The 23,827-nt window shown below is 73.2% G+C and carries 17 protein-coding genes and 1 pseudogene; 1 reads left to right on the plus strand and 17 read right to left on the minus strand.

Translation table 11 applies throughout. From position 1 onward, the window contains the following. From RUTHE_RS18765 to RUTHE_RS15055, 9 genes and pseudogenes are all read right to left on the minus strand, one after another. The coding region (locus RUTHE_RS18765; protein WP_425413954.1) for a phosphopantetheine-binding protein at nt 1-962 on the minus strand (962 nt) is incomplete at its 3' end. Beyond that, a pseudogene (locus RUTHE_RS18770) lies at nt 951-1,808 on the minus strand (LLM class flavin-dependent oxidoreductase); the annotation flags it as partial. The gene RUTHE_RS18765 and the pseudogene RUTHE_RS18770, both read right to left, overlap by 12 nt. Next, the gene (locus tag RUTHE_RS17905) at nt 1,717-4,602 is read right to left on the minus strand and encodes an LLM class flavin-dependent oxidoreductase (protein ID WP_021099352.1); all 2,886 of its coding nucleotides are present in this window, start codon (nt 4,600-4,602) and stop codon (nt 1,717-1,719) included. The gene RUTHE_RS17905 and the pseudogene RUTHE_RS18770, both read right to left, overlap by 92 nt. Then, nucleotides 4,599-5,573: a glycosyltransferase family 2 protein gene (locus RUTHE_RS15040; protein ID WP_021099353.1), complete on the minus strand. Its 975-nt coding sequence runs from the start codon at nt 5,571-5,573 to the stop codon at nt 4,599-4,601. The genes RUTHE_RS17905 and RUTHE_RS15040 overlap by 4 nt, the downstream gene beginning before the upstream one ends. After that, on the minus strand, nt 5,570-6,727 hold the full coding sequence (locus tag RUTHE_RS18480; RefSeq protein WP_342662257.1) for a phosphopantetheine-binding protein: 1,158 nt from the start codon (nt 6,725-6,727) through the stop codon (nt 5,570-5,572). Before RUTHE_RS18480 ends, RUTHE_RS15040 begins: the two co-directional genes overlap by 4 nt. Next, nucleotides 6,610-8,676 carry an SDR family oxidoreductase gene (locus RUTHE_RS18485; protein ID WP_021099355.1) on the minus strand — a complete coding sequence of 689 codons (2,067 nt, stop codon included), beginning with the start codon at nt 8,674-8,676 and terminating at the stop codon, nt 6,610-6,612. Before RUTHE_RS18485 ends, RUTHE_RS18480 begins: the two co-directional genes overlap by 118 nt. Next, nucleotides 8,652-11,951 (minus strand): type I polyketide synthase, encoded by a 3,300-nt coding sequence (locus RUTHE_RS18490; protein WP_021099356.1) that lies wholly within the window; start codon nt 11,949-11,951, stop codon nt 8,652-8,654. The genes RUTHE_RS18485 and RUTHE_RS18490 overlap by 25 nt, the downstream gene beginning before the upstream one ends. A 164-nt stretch (nt 11,952-12,115) precedes the next feature. Continuing rightward, complete coding sequence (locus RUTHE_RS15050) at nt 12,116-13,486, minus strand: oligosaccharide flippase family protein (protein WP_021099357.1); 1,371 nt, start codon at nt 13,484-13,486, stop codon at nt 12,116-12,118. Beyond that, entirely contained in the window at nt 13,483-14,337 is an 855-nt protein-coding gene (locus RUTHE_RS15055) for a glycosyltransferase family 2 protein (RefSeq protein WP_021099358.1), read from the minus strand. Before RUTHE_RS15055 ends, RUTHE_RS15050 begins: the two co-directional genes overlap by 4 nt. Nucleotides 14,338-14,420: 83 nt before the next feature. On the opposite strand from RUTHE_RS15055, the gene epsE reads away from it, so the two are divergent. Next, a complete protein-coding gene (gene epsE / locus RUTHE_RS15060; protein ID WP_021099359.1) occupies nt 14,421-15,617 on the plus strand; it encodes an exopolysaccharide biosynthesis GT4 family glycosyltransferase EpsE in 1,197 nt (398 codons plus the stop codon). Between the two features lie 5 nt (nt 15,618-15,622). Here the strand turns inward: epsE and RUTHE_RS15730 are convergent, their stop codons facing one another. From RUTHE_RS15730 to rfbC, 8 genes are all read right to left on the minus strand, one after another. Beyond that, on the minus strand, nt 15,623-16,180 hold the full coding sequence (locus RUTHE_RS15730) for a hypothetical protein (RefSeq protein ID WP_144079690.1): 558 nt from the start codon (nt 16,178-16,180) through the stop codon (nt 15,623-15,625). Then, entirely contained in the window at nt 16,066-17,112 is a 1,047-nt protein-coding gene (locus RUTHE_RS16575) for a hypothetical protein (RefSeq protein WP_144079691.1), read from the minus strand. The genes RUTHE_RS15730 and RUTHE_RS16575 overlap by 115 nt, the downstream gene beginning before the upstream one ends. Before the next feature lie 378 nt (nt 17,113-17,490). Continuing rightward, a complete protein-coding gene (locus RUTHE_RS15070) occupies nt 17,491-18,144 on the minus strand; it encodes a hypothetical protein (RefSeq protein WP_021099362.1) in 654 nt (217 codons plus the stop codon). After that, entirely contained in the window at nt 18,144-19,442 is a 1,299-nt protein-coding gene (locus RUTHE_RS15075) for a glycosyltransferase family 4 protein (protein WP_021099363.1), read from the minus strand. Before RUTHE_RS15075 ends, RUTHE_RS15070 begins: the two co-directional genes overlap by 1 nt. Then, nucleotides 19,439-20,545 (minus strand): hypothetical protein, encoded by a 1,107-nt coding sequence (locus tag RUTHE_RS15080; RefSeq protein ID WP_211217775.1) that lies wholly within the window; start codon nt 20,543-20,545, stop codon nt 19,439-19,441. The genes RUTHE_RS15075 and RUTHE_RS15080 overlap by 4 nt, the downstream gene beginning before the upstream one ends. Nucleotides 20,546-21,042: 497 nt before the next feature. After that, nucleotides 21,043-21,738: a sugar transferase gene (locus RUTHE_RS15085; RefSeq protein ID WP_040646095.1), complete on the minus strand. Its 696-nt coding sequence runs from the start codon at nt 21,736-21,738 to the stop codon at nt 21,043-21,045. Nucleotides 21,739-22,200: 462 nt separating this feature from the next. Continuing rightward, nucleotides 22,201-23,064 (minus strand): glucose-1-phosphate thymidylyltransferase RfbA, encoded by an 864-nt coding sequence (gene rfbA / locus RUTHE_RS15090; RefSeq protein ID WP_040646091.1) that lies wholly within the window; start codon nt 23,062-23,064, stop codon nt 22,201-22,203. Nucleotides 23,065-23,157: 93 nt separating this feature from the next. Continuing rightward, a complete protein-coding gene (gene rfbC, locus RUTHE_RS15095; RefSeq protein ID WP_021099367.1) occupies nt 23,158-23,727 on the minus strand; it encodes a dTDP-4-dehydrorhamnose 3,5-epimerase in 570 nt (189 codons plus the stop codon). Nucleotides 23,728-23,827 lie beyond the last annotated feature (100 nt).

A 23,827-nucleotide genomic window follows, 5' to 3' on the forward strand; every position in this document is an offset into this window, starting at 1 on the left:
CGCGCGGCGAGGTCGTCGGCCGCCTCCCCGGTGGTGTCCCCGGTGCCCTCCGGCCCCCCGGTCCGCGGGGCGGCCGCAGGCGCCGCCGGGATGGGCGCGGCGCCCGTCAGGGCGTCGATGCGCGCGGCCAGATCGCCCAGACGGGGGAAGCGGAAGATGTCGGTCACGCCAAGACCCGGAACCCCGAAAAGGCTGCGGATCTCGCGATGGGCCTGCACGGCCAGCAGCGAATGCCCCCCCAGATCGAAGAAATGGGCATCCGGTCCCTGGGGTTCGACCCCGAGGAGCTGCTGCCAGAGGGCGGCCAGCCGCGGCAGGCTGGGGCCGGGCGGGGCCGCAGAGGGGGCCGCAGAAGGGGCCGCAGAGGGGGGGACGGAACGGTCCGGCATCGCGGAGGCGGCAGAAGAGGCAGGGGCGGGTGCTGCCGCACCGGCGGATGCCGCCGCGGCCGGAGTGCTCCGGGGGGTCTCATCCTGCCGCAGCGGCGGGGCCGGCAGCGCCTTGCGGTCGAGCTTGCGGTTGGGGGTCAGCGGCATCGCCTCCAGACGGACGAAGCGGGCGGGCACCATATGCGCCGGCAGCCTGGCGGCCAGCGCGCGGCGCAGATCGGCCTCGCCATGGTCGCCCGATCCCGTCCACCAGGCCACGAGCCGGGGATGGCCGGGAACATCCTCGCGCAGCGCCACGGCGGCCTGGGCGATGCCGGGAAGGGCCTCGATCGCGGCCTCGATCTCGCCGGTCTCGATGCGGAAGCCGCGCAGCTTCACCTGGCCATCGGCCCGTCCGAGGAAGGCGAGGCCCTCCAGCTCGCGCCGCACCAGATCCCCGGTGCGGTAGAGGCGGCCATGGGGCGTCTCCACGAAGCGTTCCGCCGTCAGATCGGGACGCTGCCAGTAGCCCGCCGCGACCCCCGCCCCGCCGATCCACAGCTCTCCCTCCTCGCCGAAGGGGCGCTCGGCCATCGCCTCGTCGAGGATGTGGAAGCGGGTGTTGAGGACCGGCGTGCCGAGGCCGACGATGCCGCTCTCCTCGCCGGTGACCTCCGTGGTCGAGGACCAGATCGTCGTCTCGGTAGGGCCATACATGGCGGTCACGCGCGGCACGAGGGCGCGCAGCTCCCGCGCGAGGGAGGCGGGAAGCGCCTCCCCCCCCACGAGCAGATGGCGCAGGCGGCCGAGGGCGGCACGGCTGTCGTCATGGGCCAGCAGCATCCGCGCCATCGAGGGCGTGCATTGCAGATGGGTGACGCCATGGCGGGCGATCTGGGCGGCGATGGAGAAATCGTCCTCGGCCGGGCCGCGGAAGGCGGCCGCCACCTGCGCAAGCGGCTTCAGCCCCTCCAGCACCCTGTCCACGGGGATGCCGTAGTCGATCAGGCAGGCGATTTCGGTGACCCCGATGGCACGCAGCTCCTCGATGCGGGCGATGGCATCCGCGACCGTGCCGAACAGGCCCGAATCCTCGAAATAGCGCTCGAAGGCGAAGTCGAGGATCGCCTCCATCTCCTCCTCTGACAGCGTGCGCAGATCGAGATCGGCTGGCCGCGCCACGCCCTGGGGGCGCTTGAAGGCGGGGAAGGCCCAGGCATAGTTCCGGATCAGTCCGGCGGCCGAGCGCAGATAGGCCTTCATCGGTCCCCGCGCGGTTTCGCGCGCGGCCTCGCGGCTGTCCGCCAGGAAGGTATGGAGCATCAGCGTCACGGTGAAGCGCGCGGGGTCATGGCCGGCCTCGCGCAGCGCCGCGTGATAGAGGGCGATCTTCTGCCCGACCTCCTCGATGCTCTGACCCAGCAGATGCGTCAGCACATGCGCCCCGAGGCGTCCGGCCTCGCGCCAGGTCTCCGGATTGCCGGCGGTCGTGATCCAGAGGGGCAGCTCGCGCGAGACGGGGCGGGGCTGGGTGAGGATGCGCTGGGGGCCCGAGGGGGCCCGGGAACTCCACCGCCTCGCCGGCCCAGAGACGGCGCAGCGTGGCAACGCAGTCGATCAGGGCCTGCCGGTTGGCCGGCGGCGCGGCCTCGGGGCGGAGCACGAAGTCCTCCGGCATCCAGCCCGAGGCGAGGGCCAGCCCCGCCCGCCCGTTGGTGAGATTGTCCACCACCGCCCATTCCTCGGCGATGCGGATCGGATGATGCAGTGGCGCCACGCAGGACCCCGCCCGCACATCGAGATGGCGCGTCACCGCCGCCACCGCCGCCCCGGTGACGGAGGGGTTGGGATAGGGGCCACCGAAGGCATGGAAATGCCGCTCGGGCGTCCAGACGGCGCGGAAGCCATGCGCATCGGCAAAGCGCGCCCCCTCGAGCAGGAGGCGATACTTGTCGCGCCCCGTGCCGTCGTCATTGCCCCAGTAGTAGAGCGACAGATCCATCCGCCCCCGTGGCGCGGGGCCGTCCCCCGCGACCTGGGTCCGTTCCTCATCGCCCTGCACCACGACATGGAACCCGCGCGAGAGGGTCCAGAAGAGTTCGAGGATCGAGATGTCGAAGGACAGCGAGGTGACGGCCAGCCAGGTGCCCGGCTGCGCCTCTCCCGGCCTGGGGCCGATCCGCGCATCCATCGCGGTCAGGAAGTTCGACAGGTTGCGATGGGTGATGATCACCCCCTTGGGGCGTCCGGTGCTGCCCGAGGTGTAGATCAGATAGGCCGGATCGTCCGGCGCGGGGGCCGGGCCGTCCGGCCCGTCGGGAAGATCGCGGTCCACGACAAGGATCCGCGCCCGATGGGGCGGCAGGCCTTTGGCATGGGCGCTGTCGGTGACGATGATCGCCGCGTCCGAATCCTCCAGATAGAGGGCGATGCGGTCGGCCGGATAGGCCGGGTCGAGCGGCACATAGGCCGCCCCCGCCATCTGCACCGCCAGAGCCGCAAGCACCAGATCGGCCGAACGGGGCAGATGGATCCCCACGCGGCTGCCCGCCCCCGCCCCCATCGCCCGCAGCGCCCGGGCAAGGCGGGCGGCGCGGTCTGCGGCCTCGCGATAGGTGAGCGTGCGGTCTCGGACGCTCAGCGCCGGGGCGTCAGGGCTGCGCGCGGCCTGTTCGGCCACCAGCAGGGGCAGGGGGCGCAGGTCGAAGGGCCCGTCTGTCGCGTTGCTGCGGGCGATGCGGTCGTGCTCGGCGGGGGGGATGGGATCGAGCGAGGCCAGGGGCGTCTCGGGCGGCAGCGCGGCCAGCTGGGCCGCGAGATGGGCCAGCCGGTCGGCGAGGATCGCGAAGGCCTCGGGCGAGAGCCGGGCGGGGTCGCCGCAGAGCGTCTCTCCGTCGAGCCAGAGCGCAGCGCCGGGAACGGGGCCGAGCGCGAGGGCGGGCAGCGCCGGCGCCGGCCGGCCGAGGCGATGGGGCAGATCGAGCGCCATCGGCCCCTGCGCCGCCTCCTCCCGCCCGCGGGCGAGGGCGGCGCGCAGATCCGAGACGGTCTCGCCTGCGGCGCGCAGCGGCAGCCACGGTGCCTGCACATCGGCCGCCGGCACGGCGAGCGCGAGATCGCAGGGGCCGCCGGCCAGTCGCAGCGCGAGGGCGGCAAGGGCGAGGTCGGATTCGCCGGGGAGGACTCGGGCGAGCGGATCGGGGCCGGGGCGGCCGCCCAGGGGGGGGAGCGTGGCGGGGCGCAGATCCGCCAGATGCGCCCGCCACCGCGCCTCGGCCGGGACGGTGGCCTGAAGGGCCGCGTCACGGGCGGCGACCAGCGCGGGATCGGGGCGCGGCAGGCGGTCCCCCGCGGCCAGGGGCGGCAGTGGCCCGCTCAGGGGAGCGAGGCGCAGGCGCAGCACCCCGTCCGCCGTGGCAAGCGTCAGCCGGCCGTCCCCGGCCGCCAGCACGAGGCCGGGCTCTGCGCCCCCGCCTCCGGGCAGGGGTTCGGCCTCCAGCACGCGGGCGAGGCAGCCCCCGCCGCAATCGAGCTTGGGCAGGGCAAGCGGATTCGGATAGGGCCCGTGATCGAGCGCGCGCACGAGGGCGGCCAGACGCGCGGCGGGCTGGGCGAGGTCGAGGACGGCGGCGCCGGCGGGGCGGTCCCTGCCCCGATGGAGCCTCAGGCGGCGGGCCGGATCCTGCGGCAGGGGGCGGAGCGTGCCGGCCAGTTGCGCGATCACCTCCGGAAAGCTTTCCAGCGCGGCGGCAAAGCAGCGCCCGTTGAGCGAGAGCGCGGTTTCGTCCGGGGCGATGGCAAAGCGGCGCTCGGCCAGGATCGGGCCGGTGTCCACGGCGGGTTCGATCAGATGCCAGGCGATGCCATGGCTGGCCGCCCCCTCCAGCAGCGCCCAGACCGGGGCGTTGAGGCCCGCCCGTTCCGGCAGGGGAGCATCGTGGAAATTGACCGCCCCCCGCGCCGGCAGGGCCAGCAGCGGCGCGGGCAGCAGGTCCGTGTTGGCCACGGACAGCAGCCAGTCGAAGGGCTGCCCGGCCAGACGTCCGGCCAGGTCTGGGCCGGGCGAGAGAAGGGGGATCCCTTCGCCCCGCGCCCAATCGGCCAGGCCGGCATGGCGCGTCACCACCGCGGTCAGGCGGTGCCCGGCCTCCTGCCAGAGCCGGGCACAGGCCAGCGCCAGCGTGTCATGACCGATCAGGACGGCAGAGAGAGGGGTCATCGCGGTCTCTTTCATGCGGCGGTCCGGGGGGCGGGCTGCCGCCACTCCGGGCGGGAATGCAGGAGTGCGGCGGCATCATGGATGATCAGACGGCGCAGGAAGCCGGGCGGATCCACCGCGCGCCGCCCCGTCAGCGCCCGGCGCGTCCGGTGCAGGATCCCCCCCGCGACATGCGCGGCGGTGGCCGCCGCCGCCGTCGCCCGCCCGTGATTCTTGACGAAATAGCGCAGGCGCGAATCGAACCAGTAGTCGGGCACGCGGGTCCAGGTCTTCATGCCTGTCGAGGCCGATCCGACATGCGTCACGCGGCTGTCGGGGACGAAATGCGTCTCCCACCCGGCCCGGGCGGCGCGCAGGCAGAGATCGGTTTCCTCGAAATAGAGGAAGAAACCCTCGTCGAACAGGCCGACCGCATCGAGCATGTCGGAGCGCATCATCAGCGAGGCGCCGGCGACCCAGTCCACCCGGCAGGCCCGATCCGGCGTCGGCAGGGGCACGGCGCGATGGGCCAGCAGGCGGCTGACGGGGCCGAGGCGGGCCGCCCCCTCGAATTCGGAGGCGACCGAAGGAAAGCGGAAGGTTGTCAGATGCGTCGCCCCGTCTTCGCCCCGGATCAGGCTGCCCGCCAGTCCGGCACGGGGATGGTGGCGGAGATGATCGGCCAGGGCGCGGATCGCCCCCGCTTCGGGAAAGGCATCGGAGTTCAGGACATGGACGAAGTCCGGCCGGCGGCCATCGGGCAGGCCGGCGCGGATGGCATGATTGTTGCCGGCCCCGAAGCCGCCATTGCGTCCGGTCTGCAGGACCTGCGTGCGCGGCCAGCCGGCGGTGGCGCGGCGCAGGCGCTCTTCCGAGCCATCGCCCGAATCGTTGTCCACGATCGTCAGGGCGCCGTCGAGACCGTCCATCGCGGTCAGCGCGGCGGCGGCGGCCCGCAGCGTCATCTCCGGCGTGCGCCAGTTGAGGATGATCGTCAGGACCGTCATTCTGCCGCCTCCTGCCAGGCGGCGGCAGGATCGCCGGTCCGCGAGGCCGCCGCGAGAACCCGCCGCAGGCGCGCGGCCAGCACCCGCACATGGGGTTCGAGCACCATCGAATCGTGATCGCCCGGCACTTCGATGACCTGCAGGCGCGGCGCCCAGGGCGTCCAGTCGTTGTCGGGCAGCAGATAGCTGCGCTCGGACGAGATCCAGCGGCCGGGCGCCACCTCCCACCGGCCGCGCAGCGGCGGGCGGAACAGCGTCAGCGGCCCCTCCCAGACCCGCATCGGATAGGTGGCGATGGCCGCGCGGAAGGCGGCCTCGATGGCGGCGTCGTGGAAGGCCGGTTCGGCCGGCGTCTCGATCCGGTGGCCGCGCAGCCGGGCCATCTCCCAGCGGGCGCGCCGGACCGCCCAGCGGAGCGGATAGACCGGCCCCTGTTCCTTCAGCTCCAGCCACTGGATCATCGCCCGGTCGCGCAGCGTCAGCGGCCGGCGGCGCGGCAGCGGCGTGTCGAGCAGGATCACGGCGGCGACGGTCTCGCCCGCGTCGCGGAGCTGATGGGCGATCTCCACCGCGGTGATGCCGCCGCCCGAGAACCCCCCGACGAGCCAGGGCCCCCCGCGATGGACCTGGCGCATCTCGGCGATCATGTCCGAGGCGGCCTCGACCAGCGAGACATGGGGCGGCGCCTCTCCCGTGAGGCCGCGCGCCTGAAGACCCCAGAAGGGCCTCTCCGGCCCGAGCAGATGGGCCAGATGGCGCAGGTTCAGCACATTGCCGAACATCCCCGCGACGAGGAAGAAGGGCGGCTGCGGCCCGCCTTCGCCCGGATGCATCGGCACCAGATGGGTGAAACGCTGCGCAGGGCGCGCCGCCGTGGCAGGCTGACCGGCTGCCGGGACGGCAGACGGAACAGGGGCGGCCGCGCGCGAATCGATCAGGCGGGCCAGGGCGCGCAGCGTCGGGGCCTCGAAGAGGACGGAGATGGGGAATTCCACCCCCCAGCCGCGCTTGACGGCGGCAAAGAGGCGCACCGCGATCAGGGAATGACCGCCGAGGTCGAAGAAGCTGTCCTCGGCGCCGATGCGGGCGACGCCCAGAAGGTCCGTCCAGAGCGCGGCCAGACGCGTTTCCGTCTCGCCCTCCGGGGGGGACATCTCGCCCGCCGCGGCGGGGCGTCGAAGCCCTGCGGACGCGTCTCGGCCGGGGCGGCGCCGGCCTCCTCGATCAGGGCCGGCAGCGGCAGGGGAGAGAGGGCGATCTCTGCCGCCTGGCCGGCCAGCGCGCGCAGGAAGGCCTCGCCCCCTTCCTCGGGGCGGATGCCCTGGGCGATGGCACGGGCCAGACGCTCCTCGGCCGGGGAGAGGGGGCGCATCGGCCCTTCGGCCGGCACCGGCGGTCCGAAGGCCAGACCCTCTGGCAGGCGGCGCATCGTCAGACCCCGCATCTCGAGGCAGACGCGCCCGGTTCCGTCGGCCAGCAGGATGTCGAAGCGCGCCGCCCCGTCCTGCGCGGCGGCCAGGCGGACATGGCTCCAGAGGGTGGCGGGCAGGGGGGCATGCAGGCGCAGCTCTCCGTAGGAGAGCGGCACCCAGAGATCCGCCCCCTCATAACCGGGGATGAGCGCCATCGCCCAGCCGGTGGCCAGGTCCAGAAGGCCGGGATGGAGCGTCATCCCCTCGGCCCCCTGGGGGGGCAGCGTCAGACGGGCCAGCCCCTCGCCCTCGCCCAGGGCGGCCTCCTGCAGGACGCGCCAGCGGGGACCGAAGGCCAGATGCGCCTCCTGCGGCGAGGCCAGCGTGCCGCCGGGAAGCGGGCGGAGCAGCGTGTCACGCCCGTCCAGCCGCGCGCGGATCCCGTCGAGGTCGAGCGGCGCCGGCGCCGGCAGCGGCAGCAGCGACAGATGCGCCTCGGCATTCGCTTCCCAGCCCTCGCGCGGGCGGGCGGTCTCGAGCAGGGCGTCATAGCCGTCCGGCCTGCGCCGGAGCGTCAGGCGCAGGCGGGTCGTCCCGGCATCGGGGATGCGGGCGGGGCGCAGGAAGGTCACGTCGCGGATGGCCACGGGCAGCGCCTCGCCCTGGGCGGAGAGCGCCTCGGCCAGCATCTCGAGAAGGGCGGTGCCGGGGATCACCGCCTCGCCCGTCCGCAGGCGGTGTTCGTCCGCCACCCAGCGGCCGCGCGCCGTCCAGTCGGCGGTGAAGATCCGGTGCCCTTCGGCATCCCATCCCGCGGCATCGAGCAGCGGCAGATCGAGCGGGCTGGGTTCGGGCGTCTCGCCCCGGCGGGCGGCCAGCGCCTGCGCCGCCATCCCGACGCCATGCCACACCCCCCAGTCGAGCGCGAGCACGCGCGTCCGTCCGCCCGCCCGCGACCGCGCCCAGGCCGAGAGATAGGCGTTGGCGGCCACATAGTCGGCCTGGCCCGCCGGGGCCGTCGCGGTCGAGGTCGAAGAGCACAGCAGCATCCAGTCCAGCCGCCCGTCGGGGAACAGCTCCTCCAGGACCTGCAGGCCATGGATCTTGGGCGCGAGCACCTCTTCGACCGCGAGGGGGGATTTGGACAGCATCGGCGCATCGTCGATGGCACCCGCGGCGTGGATGACGCCAGAGAGGGGGCCGAGCACGGCTTCGGCCCGGGTGACGGCCTCGCGCATCTCCTCGAGATTGGCGACATCGGCCGCCAGCGGCAGGACCGGCACCCCGAGCGATTCCAGATCGCGCAGGGCGCGGATGCGGGCGGCCTCCGGGCTGCCGCCCTCGCGGCGGAGCACCGCATCCCATCGGTCACGCGGGGGCAGGGGACGGCGGGCGAGCAGCGCCAGCGGCGCCCGTGCCGTCCCCGCCAGGCGGCGGGCCAGCGTCAGGCCGATGCCGCCGAACCCCCCGGTGATCAGCACCGCCCCGCCCGGCCTGAGGGGGGGCATCGCCCCGTCGGACGGCTCCGGCAGCGGAACCGGCCCCCAACCGCGTTCGAGCCGCCGCCCCCCGCGCAGCGCGGCGATGGTCGAGGCGGGGGGCGACAGGGCCTCCTCGAGCAGGGCCTGCAGACGGGCCGGAACGGGCATCGCGGGATCGAGATCGATCAGCGCCGCCGTCGCCCCCGGCATCTCGCGCGGGAGGACCTGCAGAGGGCCCAGAAGCGTGGCCTTCTCGGGATGGGGGAGGGTTTCGGCACGCGTCTGGAGCGCGCCGGTCGTGGCGCAGAGCAGATGAAGCGGGGCATCCGTCGCCTCGGCCCAGGCCTGGACAAGGAACAGCAGCGACCAGAAGCCCTGTTCCTGCACGCGGTGGAAGAAGGAGGATCCGGGACGTGGCCGGTCCCTTCGGCGGCCAGCCAGAGATGGACGACGCGGCCGGGCAGGCGCCCCCTCTCCCGCAGATCGGCCAGCAGGCGGTCATAGCCTTCGCGCCCGCCCTCGGGGGGCAGGAGAGCTTCCTCGTCCGAGAGCCAGGCAAAGCGGTCGCCTGCGCGCACCACGGTCACGGCATGGCCCGCCCCGCGCAAACGCGCGGCCAGGCCGGAGCCGAGCGGGCCATCCTCGGCGAGGATCAGCCAGCTTTGGCGCGGCAGCTCCGACAGATCGCCCAGCGGATCGGCCTCGCAGGGGGCATAGCGGGGGGTCCAGCGGGGCGCCCAGCCCCAGCGGGCGATGTCGTCCGTGCGCGCGGGGGGCGCAGCCGGGGCTGGCAGTCCGGCGGCCGGTTCGATCCAGTAGTCGGCGCGCTGGAAGGGATAGGTGGGCAGACGCACGCGGTTGCGCCGGGCCCCGCCCCAGATCTGGGCCCAGTCGAAATCCCCCCCCGCCGCCCAGATCCGGCCCAGCATGGCCTGGAAATGGGCGTCGTCGGCGATGGCCTCGTCGCGGTGGCGCAGGCTGCCGATCACCTGATTGGGGGTGATGACCCCCGACTGTCCGGCGAGCGAGGCCAGCGCCCGGCCCGGCCCGACCTCGAGATAGAGGCGGTTCGGGTTCTGCGCCGCGAGGGTGGCAAGACCCTCTGCAAAGAGGACCGTGCCGCGCAGATGGGCCACCCAGTAGTCGGGATCGGTCGCCTCTGCAGCGGTCAGCAGCCTGCCGCTGCGGTTGGAGACGACCGGAATGGCGGGGGGATTCAGGCGCAGGCTGCGCAGATGGGCGCGGAACGCCTCCAGCACGGGATCGAGAAGACGCGAATGGGCGGCGATGCGGATCGGGATCGGCTGATGCTCGATACCCTCTGCCGCCAGCCGTGCGGCCAGGGCCTCGATCGCGGCCCGGGGCCCGGAGGCGACCGCAAGGCGCGGGCCGTTGACCACGGCGAGGTCGAGATCCTCCCCGAGGCGGGCGGCGAGATCCGCCGCCGGCAGCGCCACCGAGAGCATCCCTCCCTCGGGCACCGAATCCATCAGGCGCCCGCGCAGATGGACAAGGCCGATGGCATCCTCGAAGGACAGGACCCCGGCCAGGGCCGCCGCCGTGTTCTCGCCCATCGAATGGCCGATCAGGGCGGCCGGCTTCACCCCCCAGCTCATCCACAGCTGCGCGAGCGCGTATTCGAGGATCAGCAGCAGGGGAAGCTGGACGGAAGGGGCGAGCAGCGCCCGGGCGGCCGCCTCCTCCTGTCCCGGTGCGGGCAGCCAGTGGGGGCGCGGATCGGCGCCGAGCGTGGCCAGATGCGCCAGGCCCCGATCCATCCAGTCGCGGAAGACGGGCTCGGTCTCGTAGAGGTCGCGCCCCATGCCGGGATATTGCGCGCCGCCGCCGGGAAACATGAAGGCGATCTCGGGCGCGGCGGGCAGCGCCTCATGGGTGAAGACGCGGCGGGGATCGCCCGATTCGAGCAGGGCGGCGGCCTCCTCATGGCCGGAGGCCACCAGCACCCGGCGATGGGCAAAGGCGCGCCGCCCCTCGCGCAGCGTGTAGGCCACATCGGCCAGCGGCTGATCGGGATGGGCGCGCAGATGCGCCGCCAGCCGGCGCGAGGCCGCATCGAGGGCCCCCTTCGTGCGGGCCGAGAGGGTGAGCAGGGCAAAGGGAAAGGCCGGCTCCTCCGAAGGCGGGGGTGGAGGGGCCTCCTCGAGGATCGCATGGGCATTGGTGCCCCCCACGCCCAGCGAATTGACGCCCGCGCGGCGGGGGGCGCCCCGGTCGTCCCGCTCCCACGGGATCAGACGGTCGGCGACCCGGAAGGGCGTCTCCTCGAAGGGGATGGCGGGGTTCGGCGCCTCGTAGCCCAGACTGGGCGGGATTGCCCGGTGATGGAGCGCCAGCGCCGCCTTGGCCAGCGAGACGGCCCCGGCCGCCGTGTCGAGATGGCCGATATTCGTCTTGACCGAGCCGATGCGGCAGAAGCCGCTGCGGGAGGTGGTGCGGCGAAAGGCCTCGGTCAGGGCGGCGACCTCGATCGGATCGCCCAGCGCCGTGCCGGTGCCGTGGCATTCGACATAGCCGATCGAATCGGCCGGGACCCCGGCCATGCGCAGCGCCTCGGCCACGCAATCGGCCTGGCCGTCCACGGACGGGGCCAGATAGCCCGCCTTGCGCGCGCCGTCATTGTTGACAGCCGTGCCCTTGATGACGGCCCAGACCGGATCGCCATCGGCCAGCGCATCCTCGAGCCGGCGCAGCACCGCCACCGCCGCCCCGGAGCCGAACACCGTGCCCGCCGCCCGATGGTCGAAGGCATGGCAGGCCCCGTCGGGCGAGAGGATCTCGCCCTCGCGGTAGAGATAGCCGCGGGCATGGGGCAGCTCGATGGTGACGCCGCCCGCAAGGGCCAGGTCGCATTCTCCGAGCAGCAGCGACTGGCAGGCATAATGGGTGGCCACGAGCGAGGTGCTGCAGGCCGTCTGCACGGTCACCGCCGGGCCGCGCAGATCGAGCAGATGGCTCAGCCGCGTGGCGAGGAAATCCTTGTCGTTGCCGGTATGGCGCAGGAGGAACTCACCCGTCGAATCGACCAGGTCGCGATTCGTCAGCACATGGCGGAACCACCAGCTGCCCTGTCCGCAGCCGGCGAAGACCCCGATGCGGCCGGAGAACCGCGCCGGGTCGATGGCGGCATCCTCGAGCGCCTCCCAGGCGGTCTCGAGGAGATGGCGGTGCTGGGGATCCATCACCGCCGCATCCTTGGGCGAGAGGCCCCAGAAGGCGGGATCGAAGCGCGGCACACCGGCCAGGGTCGCCGCGAAGGGGACATAGTCGGGCCGGTCGATCAGGGCCGGCGATTCGCCGGCGGCCAGCAGCTCTTCCCGTGCAAGCGGCCGGATCGCGCAGATGGCGCCGGCCAGCATCCGCCAGAAGCCCGCCGGCCCTTCCCCGCCCGGATCGCCCAGACCCGATTCCCCCAGACCGGGCAGATGCAGGCCGAGGCCGATGATGGCGATGTCGGCATCGGACATGGACAGCCCCCTCCTTCACGGGCTTCGGATGCGGTGATTCCCGGCCAGCTACGTCGGCATGACCTGCGAATGTGCCGACTCTAAGGCCTCGCCAAGGCCGTTGCGCAAAAAGGGCCGGCAGCGTTCGGAGATGTAACGGAATCTTGACGGAATCCGCCCGCGGCTCAGCCGGACAGGGCTGCGAACAGGCCGGCATGCAGCCAGATCGCGGCGGCCCCGGCCAGCCCCGACAGGCTCAGCGCGGCCGCATCCAGACCGGGATCCCAGGCGCCATGGGGCCGCAGCAGCCAGGCCAGCGCGGGATAGGCCGCGAGATTGGCCAGACCCTGCCCGATCACCGCTCCCATGAGCCCCCCTGCCTGCAGCCCGCCCAGCAGCCCCAGCGTCACCAGCCCCGCGCGGATCAGCGTGAAGACGAAGAAGCGGCGCGAATCGCCTGCGGCCAGCGCCGCCTGATCGCAGGTCAGGATCAGGATCGCCGGCCCCTGGATCGCGGCGATCAGGACGACGAGGATCCCCGCCGCGTGATAGCGCGGATCATACAGCAGCCCCACCAGCCGGTCGCCTCCCAGCGCGATCAGCCCCGACAGCCCCATCAGGCCCAGCAGCGCGGCCCCGCGCAGGCGGCGGATGCGGGCGCGGTTCGCCGCCGAGGCCGCGGGGGAGCTGTCGCGATAGACGGGGATCAGCACTCGCCGCGCCACCGCCCCGCCCAGAAGCAGCGGCACCGAGGCCAGGAACCAGGCGATATTATAGCGGCCGAACTGCGCCAGATCGAGATGCCGCCCGAGGATCACCTTGTCCGCCTGCCCGATGACAAAGCCGCAGAGCGTGGCGAGGAAGATCCAGCGGCCGAAGCGGATCAGCTCCGAGGCGGCCTCCCTCTCCCATCGCAGGCGGTTGCGCGGGCCGGGCAGCCCCAGATCGAGCAGCAGGAGCATGGCCAGCGCGGCGATGAGATTGGAGGCCACGAGCGCCCAGACCGAACCTGTCGCCCAGGCGAGCAGGACCGCCGACAGCGCGCCGATGCCCTGCGTGGCCAGCTCGATCAGCGTCACGCGCCCCGCGCGCAGATGGCGGTTCTGCGTCTCGAGCCGGGTGGGATTGAACCCCGCGATCAGCAGCGAGAGGGCGGCGACAGGCAGATAGAGGGCGAGATCGGCTTCGCCCCAGAACCGTGCCAGAGGCCCTGCCAGCCCGAGCGCCGCCAGCCACAGCAGCAGCCCGCGCAGGATCTGGATCGTCCAGGCGGTGTCGAGAAAGGCCGGATCATCCCCCCGGCGCGACCCCATGATCGCCGGGCCGAGCCCCACATCCGACAGCATCGCCAGCGCCATCAGCACCACCGAGACCATCGCCATCAGGCCGAAGGCCTCGGGGAACAGCAGGCGCGTCAGGATCAGGTTGGAGACGAGCCGCAGCCCCTGGGACGCGGCGAAGCCGCCCATCGTGATCACCGAGGAGCGCAGCACCCGCGCCCCCAGGGAGCGGCCGGGCGCGAAAGAGGCGGGATCGGGCAGGGGGGCTGCGGTCATCGCGAACGGCTCCAGGCTCCGTCATGGGGGCGCATCCTGACGGCCAGGGCCACCCCCGCATAGACCGCGAAGGCCAGCGGATCGGCCGCCATCAGCCGCAGGAGGGCGGCCGGGCCGGGCCGGGGGGTGTCCTCCCGCGCCGGCAGATGGGGATAGCGCTCGGCCAGTTCGGCCACGCCCCGGTCCTGCCGGCGGCGGACGCGGATCAGGGCGCCCAGCCCTTCGGCGATCGGCCAGTCATAGGGTTCGGGCACGAGATGGCGTTCCTGCGGGGCAAAGAGGAGGCGCACAAAGGCATCATCGGCGATGAGCCGCGGCCAGGCCCCCCAGCGGGCCCGCCCCGCGGCATTGACGGCGAACAGGCCGCAGCCCGGCACCGCCCCCTGCGCCATGCGGGCAAAGAAGGGCACCTGTGCCCAGGCCCGCGCATAGAGGCGTGCCGCCAGCCCCCGCCCGACGATCACCGGGCGGCCCGAGGCATAGGCGGCTTCGGCCCGGTCGAGGACGCGGACGATTCCCCCCATCAGGCGGGGCGAGACGGTCACATCGGCATCGAGATAGGCCCGCATCGCCCCCCTTGCGGCCTCGTCCCCTGCCTGCAGCGCGGCCGTCTTGCCCGCTTGCGGCAGATCGAGCACCGTCAGATCCCAGCCCGCGGCGGCGAGCGGGCCGCGCATCGCCTCGGCCGCCTGGGCGGTGCCGTCGGTCGAGCCATTGGCGACGACCACCACCTCCGCCCCGCCGGGGATGGGGTCGGAGGCGGCCAGAGCGGCCAGGCAGCCGGGCAGCAGCCGCGCCTCGTTGGCGGCCGGAACGATGACCGACAGGCAGGGCGTCACGGACGATGTCATGGATGCACCCCCTTGGCGGCGGCGGCAGGGCGGGGCAGGCTCGGCCCGGATCGCGGAGAGGACCGCAGGCAGGGAGGCAGGCGATGGGACAGGGGCCGCGGATCGGCTACATGGTGCCACAATTCCCCGGCCAGACCCATGCCTTCTTCTGGCGCGAGATCCGGGCCCTCGAGGCGATGGGGGCGGAGGTCGTCCTGTGGTCCACCCGGCCGCCCCCGCCGGGCCTCGTGTCGCATGACTGGTCCGCCGAGGCCACGGCGCGCACGACCTATCTGATGAGCCGCAGCCCGCGCGACCTGCTGCGCGCCCTGCCCGCCCTGCCCTGGAGGGATCTGGCGGGCGCCGAGCGCGGGTTCCTGCGCGATCTCGCCCTGGCGCTGCCGGCTGCCGCGCGCCTGCGGCAGGAGGCCGCGCGGGCGGGCGTGGGTCATGTCCATGTCCATTCCTGCGGGCGCGCGGCGCTGGTCGCCGCACTGGCTGCGCGGCTCGGCGGGCCGTCCTACAGCCTGACCCTGCACAATCCGCTCTCCGTCTACGGGCCGGGTCAGGCCTTCAAATGGCGCGGGGCGCGCTTTGCCACCGTCATCACGCGCCGCCTGCTGAACGAGGTGCGCATCGTGCTGCGCAAGGATCTGCCCGCCCGCATCTTCGTCCAGCCGATGGGCGTGGATCTTCTTCGCTTCCGGCGCGAGGGCCCCTATGCCCCCTGGCCCGGCGAAGGGCCGCTCGCCCTTGTCTGCTGCGCGCGGCTCAACCCGGCCAAGGGGCATCTCGACCTGTTCGATGCCGTCGCCGGCCTGATCGCGGAGGGGATCGATGCGCGCCTCCTCTGCCTGGGCGAGGATGACGCCGGAGGCACGGGCTATCGCACCGTGCTCGAGGCCGCGATCAGGGAGCGGGGTCTGTCCGGGCATGTGGAGCTGGCCGGGGCCGTGGACGAGAGGCGGGTGATCGGCGCGCTGCAGCAGGCGCATCTGTTCGTGCTGGCCTCTCATGCCGAGCCGCTGGGCGTGGCCTTCATGGAGGCGATGGCCTGCGGGGTGCCGGTGGTGGGCACCGCGGCGGGAGGCGTGCGCGAGCTGGTGACCGACGGGGTGGACGGGGTGCTGGTGCCGCCGCGCGATCCGCGCGCCCTGTGCCGGGCGATCGCCGCCCTGGCCCGCGATCCGGCCCGCGCGATCCGCCTGTCGATGGCGGGGCGGGCGCGCGTCGAACGCGACGGCGATGCCGCGCGCGGGGCAGAGACGCTGCTGCGCGCCATCGCCGGCGAGGCGGTCTAGGCCCGTCATCCGGCATCCCTCGGCGGGGCGCCGGCAGGACGACCGGCGAAGGTTCCCAGGGCCCGCGGCTCCTCCCACCAGAGGGGGCGGGCATTGGCATCGAGCAGCGCCTGCCAGCGCGGGTTCCAGTCGCCGGGCCAGCGCAGCGCCCCCCAGGCCCCCCAGCGCGAGGGCGGGGCGGTATCCACGAAGGCCGCGAACAGCGTGCCGCCGGAGGCTGCCCAGGCATCCAGCAGTTCGGTCATCAGCGCCCCCATCTGCGGGGAATGGGCGAATTCCGCAAGCGCGGCCAGTGTCGGGCCGTCCTCGGCCGCCGGGCCTTCGGGAACGATATGGGGGCCGCCCTCATAGGCGATCAGGCGCAGCCCGCGCCGGGCCGCCGCCGCGCGGTGATAGGGCCAGAGCCGGTCGCGCAGATCGGCGATGTCGGCCCGCGCCATCGTCTCGATCACGGCGGGCAGGCGACCCTCGCGCGCCTCCGCCATCGCGGCCGCCGCCCGGTCGGCCCCGACGGCGGCAAGGCCGAAATAGCCGGTGACGGCATAGGCGTCGAAACTGGCCAAGGGGGGCGGGCGCCCCTCGGCCTGCACCAGCGGGGCATCGAGCAGCGCCTCCTCCAGCCCCGGCCAGCCGGTATGGACGGCCACCACGCGGACAAGGCGCCGGGGCTCATCGGCAAAGACCTCGGCCCAGAGATCGGCGACCTCGGCGGCCCGCAGGCCGGCATATTGCATCCAGGCATCGGGCGGGGCCCCTCCCCCCAGCGTGCGATGGCACGGTCGCGCGCCCAGGCCGCCTGAGGGAAGATCCAGTTCCAGACCTCGTTCGACCATTCTGCATGGACCCTGAGGCGCGGATCCAGCCGGTCATGCACCAGCTGCGCAAAGCGCGTGACATAGTCGTCATCCACCCCGTGGGGCAGGGTGAACCAGGGATCGGCCCCGACGCGGTTGGCCAGCTCCACCATCACCTCGACTGGCACGCCGCGCCAGGCCCAGGTGAAATCCGACAGCCGCGGGCGGTCCGCCCAGTGCTGCTGGGCCGAACCGTTGGTGGCCATCCAGTCCATGAAGCGCAGCGCCCGGAAGCGCCCCACCCGGTCCAGGAAATCGGGGTCGAAGATCTCTCCGGCGGCGAACAGCCCCTCCTGATCCTCGCGCACAAGCGTCATGGCGCGCAGGGGATCGGCCGGATCGAGCCCCGAGACGGCGATGCTGACCCCCCCTTCGCCGGGGGCGAAGGCAAAGCGCAGGGCGTTGCGGCCCAGCGGGCGGATGTCGCGCGCACGGCCCCCCACGTCGATGCGCGCTGTCCCCTCCCAGCGCAGCACATAGGTGCCGGCAAGCGCCGTGGCCCCGGCCGGCAGATCCGTCATCACGAAGGTCTCGAGAAAGTCCGTGCCGGGTGGCAGGGCGCGCGGCCAGCCCTCGGGCGAGAGATAGCCCCCCCTCGCGCAGCCGCTCGAAGCTCCAGGCGCCCCAGACCCCGCCCTCATGCGCAGCCAGGGGCGGGGCCGAGCGCATGCGGTCGAGGAAGGGGGTCTGGGTGGACCAGTCGGCGATCCCGTTCAGCCCCATCCCCAGGGCGGGATCGGCAGGCGCGGGCAGGGCGGCGCGGCGGGGGGCGGCGCCCACGAGCCCGGCCACGCGGTCGGCCAGGGCCTCGTAATCGCCGGCCACCACGGGATGGATGTCGGGCGAAAGAGGGATGGCGGGCGGCGCCTCGCCCCAGAGGGCGGCATAGGTCACCATCGCGGCGAGCAGGTAGGTCGTGGCGGGGCCGTGGGGGTCGTCGTCGAAGAAGAGGGCCTCGGCGGGGAGGTCGGCGAGCGGCGGCTCGGCCAGCAGGGTGCCGAGGACGGAGGCGGTGGGGATCAGGCGGATGTCGCGGCCGGGCAGCCGCTCGCGCAGCGCGGCCAGGAGATCCTCATGCCAGGCATGTAGGGGCCGGCGCTGCGCGCCTTCCAGGCGGCAAAACCGCGCGCATCGGGGGGAAAGCGGTCGAAGAGCCCCTGATGCCCGCGCAAGGGGGGCCAGCCCTCGTAGAGAAACAGGCGGGGCGCGCGCGCCGGATCCATCTGGCCAGCCGACCAGTCGAGGATGCGACGGGCGAGGTCGAGGGCGGGGGCTTCGTGGACGGTCCGGTCGGGAGGCGCGTCCTGAAGGAAGTTCGGCAGGGCCAGGATCACCGTATCGAAGCCCGCCATGCGGAAGGACCCGCCCCCTTCCGTCCAGGCCCGCTCCACGCCGGGAAAGCTCCATTGCGGCTGCGGCGGCAGGGCGCGGGCGTGATCGGGCAGGAACCCCCAGGCGCCGTCGAGCCGCAGGCCATGCCCCCCCGCCCGCGCCATCAGGGCGAGCCAGTGGGGAATGCCCGTCGTCTCGCTGTCGCTGACATGATGGATCAGACTGTGGCCGAAGACGAAGACCGTGACATCCCGTGCCAGCGCGGGCCGTGCGGCGGGCAGGACGAGGAGGAGCCCGAGGAGGAGGACCGGGACGGGGCGGAGCAGGCGGAGCAGGCGCATCAGGCGGCCTCCGGGAGGGGGATCGGCTGGGGGGGCGCATCGCGCGCGCCGGCGAGCGTCCAGTCGTAGATCTGCGCGATCTGCTGCGCCTTGGCCTCCCAGGTGAAGAGGGCGAGCGCGCGGGCGCGGGCGGCAGAGCCGAGGCGGCGGGCGTCCTCTGGCGCTTCGGCCAGGCGGGCCAGATGCCCCCCGAGGGCCGCCACGATGGCGGCGCGGTCACCCAGGGGCACCCGGATCCCGGTGCCGGGGGCAACGAGTTCCGCAGGCCCGGCATAGTCCACGACAAGCGGGCACAGGCCCAGCGCCATGGCCTCGAGCACGGCGCCGCCGCCGAATTCGCGCACCGAGGGGAACAGGAGCAGGTCGGCGCGGGCGGCGATGCGCGCGGCCCTCTCCTGAGGCAGCCAGCCGTGGAAGGCGGGCGCGATGCCCAGGGCGGCGGCCTGCGCGCGCAGATCCTCCATCAGCGGGCCGTCGCCGATGATGTCGAACTCCAGACGCCCCTCGCGCATCAGGGGGGCGGCGGCCTCGATCGCCATGTCGGGCCCCTTGTAGGGGACAAGGCGGCCGAGGAAGACGGCGCGCAGCGGGCCGGGGGGGCGGTCGGCGCTGGGGGCGAAACGGGCGGGATCGACGCCATTCTCGGGCAGCCAGACGGTGCGGGTGCCGGGGGGCATCTCGGCCCGGGTATGGAGCGAGCCGCACAGGACGGCCGCGGCCTGGCGGAAGGTCGCCCGCCGGCCCGGCATCAGGCGGATGGCGCCGCCGCGGACATAGGAGAGCCATTCGCGTTCGGCCCGACGCGCGGCATCGAAGGCGCGCGGCCAGGGGACGCCGCCATTGAGGGGGCCGATCAGGAAGGGGACGCCGAGCCGGGCCAGGCGGGGGGCGAGGGGGCTCGGGATCGTCGGCGACAAGGGGGTGATGCGGTGGACGATGTCCCAGGCCCCCGCCCGCAGCGCGGGGCCGAAGCGCTGCCACAGGCGATGCTCGAAGAGCGGATAGGACAGGGCCGCGACGGCCTGCAGGGTCGTCCAGCCCCGCCCCGGTCCGCCGCGCAGCCTCTCGCCCAGGCGCCAGAGCGGTCCGGCCAGGGATTCGGTGTCGATGGCGGTGAACTCCTCCCCTTCGCGCCAGCCGGCGCGGCGGATCGCCTCGCGGTTGCGCACCTGCGTGACAAGATGGATGTCCGCCACCTGGCGCAGGGCCTGGGCGAGGTTCCAGCCGACCAGCGGAACCGAGGTCCATTCGGGATTCGCCGCCTCGGCGATCAGGAGGATGCGGGGGCGGCGTGTCACAGGACAGTCCGGAAGGCGGGGGCAGGATGGGGGGGCGCGCCGGAGGGGCGCGCTGCGACGTCCTGGACGGGGGCGCGTTCGGCCCAGCCCAGCAGCGCCCCTGCAAGCAGCATGGTCAGCGGTGTCAGCGTGGCATTGGGGATCAGATCCACGAGATTGACCGCCAGCATCAGCGCCATGGCGCCGGCGAGGGGCGGTGGCGGACCCGCCCCCAGACGCCGCCAGGCAAGCAGCAGCGGCAGGGCGAGAAGGCCGAATTCGGACAGGAAACCCGCCCAGCCGAACATGCCCAGGACGACGATCCAGCGCCCGTCGGTGATGGTGAGCGGCCGGCCCGTGTCCGGGTCGTAGACATGGTGGCGCCCCCACAGCCCCCAGCCGAACAGCGGGCGTTCCTCGGCCCGGGCCAGCAGCACGTCCTCGTTGCCGAAGCGGAAGGCCAGCGAATGCGCGCGTTCGGGGGCAAGGCGGGCGATGGCCGAGACGACCGCCTGATCCGGCAGCAGATGCGCCCCCCGCGCCGCCGGATAGGCGAGCGCCAGACAGGCCAGCAGGGCGGCAAGGCGGATCTGCATCCGCCCCCCCGCCAGCAGCAGGAGCGGCGCGAAGACCAGTGCATAGAGCAGCGACGCCAGAGACTTGCACAGCACCAGCACGAGCATCATCCAGGCCGCGGCGGCCAGCAGGGCGAGGCGGCGGCGCGGCGCGGATTCGGCGCGGGCCAGGGCGCAGGCTGCCAGCACCCCCGTGAGCGCCAGGAAGGCCGCCCAGAGCCCGTGATAGAGGAAGACGATGGGGCGGAAGCCGTTGCCGCGCATCATCTGCTCGAACAGGTGCTGGAAATAGCCGTAGATCCAGATGTTGAGCTGCGGCGACAGCCGCACCTCGAGCAGCATCGGCAGCGAATAGCCGAGCGCCCCCAGAAGCAGCGCCAGCAGCAGGTCGCGCTGGTCTTTCTCGGTGGTCAGCAGGGCACGGCCCAGCAGATAGGGGGCGAGGCCGATGACCAGCGCCAGGCCTGCGCTCAGCGCCTCGCGCGGCTGCAGGCCGGGCAGCACCACCTGTCCCCAGATCACCGGATCCCCGTTGGTGGCGACGGTCAAGGCGGGGACCGTCAGCCCCAGGCCCAGCAGTGCCCGCGCCGCCGGATGGGGCGGGCAGCAGCCGGCGCAGTCCGGAGCGGCCCAGCGCCAGCCCGGCAAAGAACAGGGCGCAGAGGCTCGGGATCGTGTCCTTGGTCAGGGGGGGCAGCAGGGGAAGGTCGATCCCCGCCGGCGCGGGCGGCAGCAGCAGATAGCCCGAAAGGATCGTCGCGACCGTGCCGCGGGCCGGGCCCAGGGCACGGAACAGGCCCCAGGTCACGAGCGGCCATGCCGCGAGCATCAGGAAGGCGAAGGCGTTGGGCATCCGGGCGCCGGGCGTTGCGGAATCGGCTGGGCGATCCCGGTTGCCAGACTAGACCGCCGATCATGGCGTGGCCAAGGCGCAGGGGGGGCAGCCTGCCGGGATGCGCTGCCGCAACGGTCCTCTGCCGCGGCCGTCCTCCGGGGGCGGCCCGCCGGCGAGCGGCGACGCGGGCAGGCCGGGATGGGGCCCGGCTTCAGCAGCCGGTCCCGCGCAGCACCACCCGGACGGTGCGCAGCAGCAGGCGCAGATCCGTGGCGAAGGACAGGGTCTGGAAATAGCGGCGGTCGAAGCCGGCGCGTTCGGCAAAGCTCGATTCGTTGCGCACGGAGGTCTGCCAGAGCCCGGTGATGCCGGGGCGCATCGCGAAATATTCGCTGCCGGGATACAGCATGCGCTGCTCGGGCAGCATCGGGCGCGGGCCGACGAAGGACATGTGACCCAGCAGGACATTGAAGATCTGCGGCAACTCGTCGAGCGAGCTGCGGCGCAGGAGGGCGCCGAGGCGGGTGACGCGCGGGTCGTGCCGCAGCTTCTGGTGGCGGTCCCATTCGGCGCGGGCCTGCGGATCGGCGGCCAGATGGGCGGCCAGAGCACGCTCCGCATCCGGGACCATGCTGCGCAGCTTGAACATCGGAAAGACGCGCCCGCCCCGGCCCAGCCGCGGCTGGACATAGATGGGGCTGTGCCCGTCGAGCGCCACGAGCAGCATCAGCGGCAGCAGCACCGCCAGCATCGGCAGCAGCAGGATCAGGGCCAGAATCAGGTCGAAAGCCCGCTTCAGACCCCTGTCGTACAGGCCATGGGCCGCGGGCAGGATGGCGGCCCGCAGCACATCGGCGGGGTCCGGGCGAAGACCGGGATGTCCGCCCGTCGCCAGATTCGAGAGCATCTGCACCTTCGTCCCCTCCAGGGATCATGGCGGCGACATGTCGCCCCGCGCTGTCCGGCGGGGCATCGCGAGCAGCAGCCCGCCCGCGTCGTCCCGTCATTTGATCGCTTAGACCTTGCCGCAGTTTCGGGTCAATTGTGCCATGATTTTGCCGCAGCGACGGGCCTGTCTGGATCAGGCGCCGGCAAGACCGGCGACCGGCCATGCGGAGGAAGGCAGGCGGCGATCACCTGACCTTTCGGACAGGTCTGCTCTTCTCTGGCAGAAACAATCGCCCCGTCATTTTGGTGTCTGTTTCACTCATGGCACGGATCATGCAGGGCGGCGACTCGCAGGCCGGACGGTCACGGCGCCGTGATCTCCCCCGAAGGGGCGCTGTGCATCCATGCACAATGGCGGCCGGGGGCGGCAATTGTTGCCTTGCCCGATTCGGTCCGCCTTCGCCCCGGCGATCGGCGCGAATCAGCGCCCCTCCTTGACCAGCCGTTCGAGATAGCGCCCATAGGCGGTCTTGCCGAAGAGCCGGGCGCGCGCCAGCAGGGCCTCGTCGTCGATCCAGCCCATGCGCCAGGCCACCTCGTCGGGGCTGCCCGTCTGCAGGCCCTGCCTCTCCTCGAGGGTGCGCACGAACAGCCCCGCATCGAGCAGCGAGGCATGGGTGCCCGTGTCGAGCCAGGCATAGCCCCGCCCCATGGTGCGCACGGTCAGTCGGCCTTCGGCGAGATAGCTTTCGAGAAGCGTGACGATCTCGAGCTCGCCCCGCGCGGAGGGGCGGACGGCGCGGGCGCGTTCGGGCGCCGTGCCGTCGAGGAAATAGAGCCCCGTGACGGCATAGTTCGACGGCGGCCGGGCGGGCTTTTCGATCAGGGCCGAGACGCGCCCCGTGCTGTCGAAGGCAACCACGCCATAGCGTTCGGGATCGGCGACATGATAGCCGAAGACGGTGCCCCCTTCGGCCTGCCGGTCGGCCTCGGCCAGAAGCTGGGGCAGGCCATGGCCGAAGAAGATGTTGTCGCCCAGCACCATCGCCGAGGGGCGTCCGCCCAGGAAGGCTTCGGCCAGCAGATAGGCCTGGGCCAGGCCTTCGGGCGCGGGCTGGACGAGATAGCTCAGCGACAGGCCCCATTGCCCGCCATCGCCCAGCGTGCGGCGGAACTGGTCCTGATCCTGCGGGGTGGTGATGACCGCGATCTCGCGGATCCCGGCCAGCATCAGCACGCTGAGCGGGTAATAGATCATCGGCTTGTCATAGACCGGCAGGAGCTGCTTGGAGACGCCGAGCGTGATCGGATAGAGCCGCGTCCCCGATCCCCCGGCCAGGATGATCCCCCGCCGGCCCGTCGTCGCCGGCCCCCTCGCCCGCCCCCCCCGCCGGTCCTGCCGTCTGCCCGGCCGGCCTCGGCTCCTTGGCGGCGGGGGTCACGGGCGGTCTCCCATGCGGAAGGGGGTCGTCCAGTCGCGCCAGCGCGGGGCGGCGCGGTCCTTGTCCGACAGATGGGCCGCGGCCGGGTCCACGCCCCAGTCGATGGCCAGATCGGGGTCGTCCCAGGCCACCGCCCCGTCATGGGCCGGCGACCAGGTGTCGGTGCATTTGTAGGCGACATGCGTCATCGGCTCGCGCGTGACGAAGCCGTGCAGGAAGCCTTCGGGAATCAGGAGCTGGCGCCCGTTGGCGGCCGATAGCTCCACCGCGACATGGGCGCCGAAACTGGGCGATCCCTCGCGCGCATCCACTGCCACGTCGAGGATCGCCCCCGCGAGCACGCGCACGAGCTTGGCCTGCGCGCGGGGCGGGGCCTGATAATGCAGCCCCCGCACCGTGCCGGCGGCGATGCTCATCGAGTGATTGTCCTGCGCCCAGTCGAGATCGAACCCCGCCTCGCGCATGCGGTCGCGGTTCCAGCTCTCCTCGAACCAGCCGCGGGCATCCGCATGCCGGCGGGGCGTCAGGATCCAGACCCCTTCGATGGCTGTCGGTTCGATCTGCATGATGGATCCCTCTCCGCCCTGTGCGCTGTAACAGGGCCGCGGCCGCGCTGTCACCGGCCGATGCGGGCTTTTGCCTGCGCGGCGGCTCGGCTAAGGCAGA

The organism is Rubellimicrobium thermophilum DSM 16684 (genome assembly GCF_000442315.1).
GTDB classification, from domain to species: Bacteria; Pseudomonadota; Alphaproteobacteria; order Rhodobacterales; family Rhodobacteraceae; genus Rubellimicrobium; species Rubellimicrobium thermophilum.

Coding starts and splice junctions, on each gene's coding strand:
- RUTHE_RS18490 (WP_021099356.1), bottom strand. CDS start 11,951: ATGTCCGATGCCGACATCGCCATCATCGGCCTCGGCCTGCATCTGCCC.
- RUTHE_RS15085 (WP_040646095.1), bottom strand. CDS start 21,738: ATGCTCTCGAATCTGGCGACGGGCGGACATCCCGGTCTTCGCCCGGAC.
- RUTHE_RS15050 (WP_021099357.1), bottom strand. CDS start 13,486: ATGACCGCAGCCCCCCTGCCCGATCCCGCCTCTTTCGCGCCCGGCCGC.
- RUTHE_RS15055 (WP_021099358.1), bottom strand. CDS start 14,337: ATGACATCGTCCGTGACGCCCTGCCTGTCGGTCATCGTTCCGGCCGCC.
- RUTHE_RS16575 (WP_144079691.1), bottom strand. CDS start 17,112: ATGAGGGCGGGGTCTGGGGCGCCTGGAGCTTCGAGCGGCTGCGCGAGG.
- RUTHE_RS15040 (WP_021099353.1), bottom strand. CDS start 5,573: ATGACGGTCCTGACGATCATCCTCAACTGGCGCACGCCGGAGATGACG.
- epsE (WP_021099359.1), top strand. CDS start 14,421: ATGGGACAGGGGCCGCGGATCGGCTACATGGTGCCACAATTCCCCGGC.
- RUTHE_RS17905 (WP_021099352.1), bottom strand. CDS start 4,602: ATGAAAGAGACCGCGATGACCCCTCTCTCTGCCGTCCTGATCGGTCAT.
- RUTHE_RS15070 (WP_021099362.1), bottom strand. CDS start 18,144: ATGCGCCTGCTCCGCCTGCTCCGCCCCGTCCCGGTCCTCCTCCTCGGG.
- RUTHE_RS18485 (WP_021099355.1), bottom strand. CDS start 8,676: ATGCCGGGGGCGACGGCGGCGCTGATCGATCTCGATCCCGCGATGCCC.
- RUTHE_RS18480 (WP_342662257.1), bottom strand. CDS start 6,727: ATGTCCCCCCCGGAGGGCGAGACGGAAACGCGTCTGGCCGCGCTCTGG.
- rfbC (WP_021099367.1), bottom strand. CDS start 23,727: ATGCAGATCGAACCGACAGCCATCGAAGGGGTCTGGATCCTGACGCCC.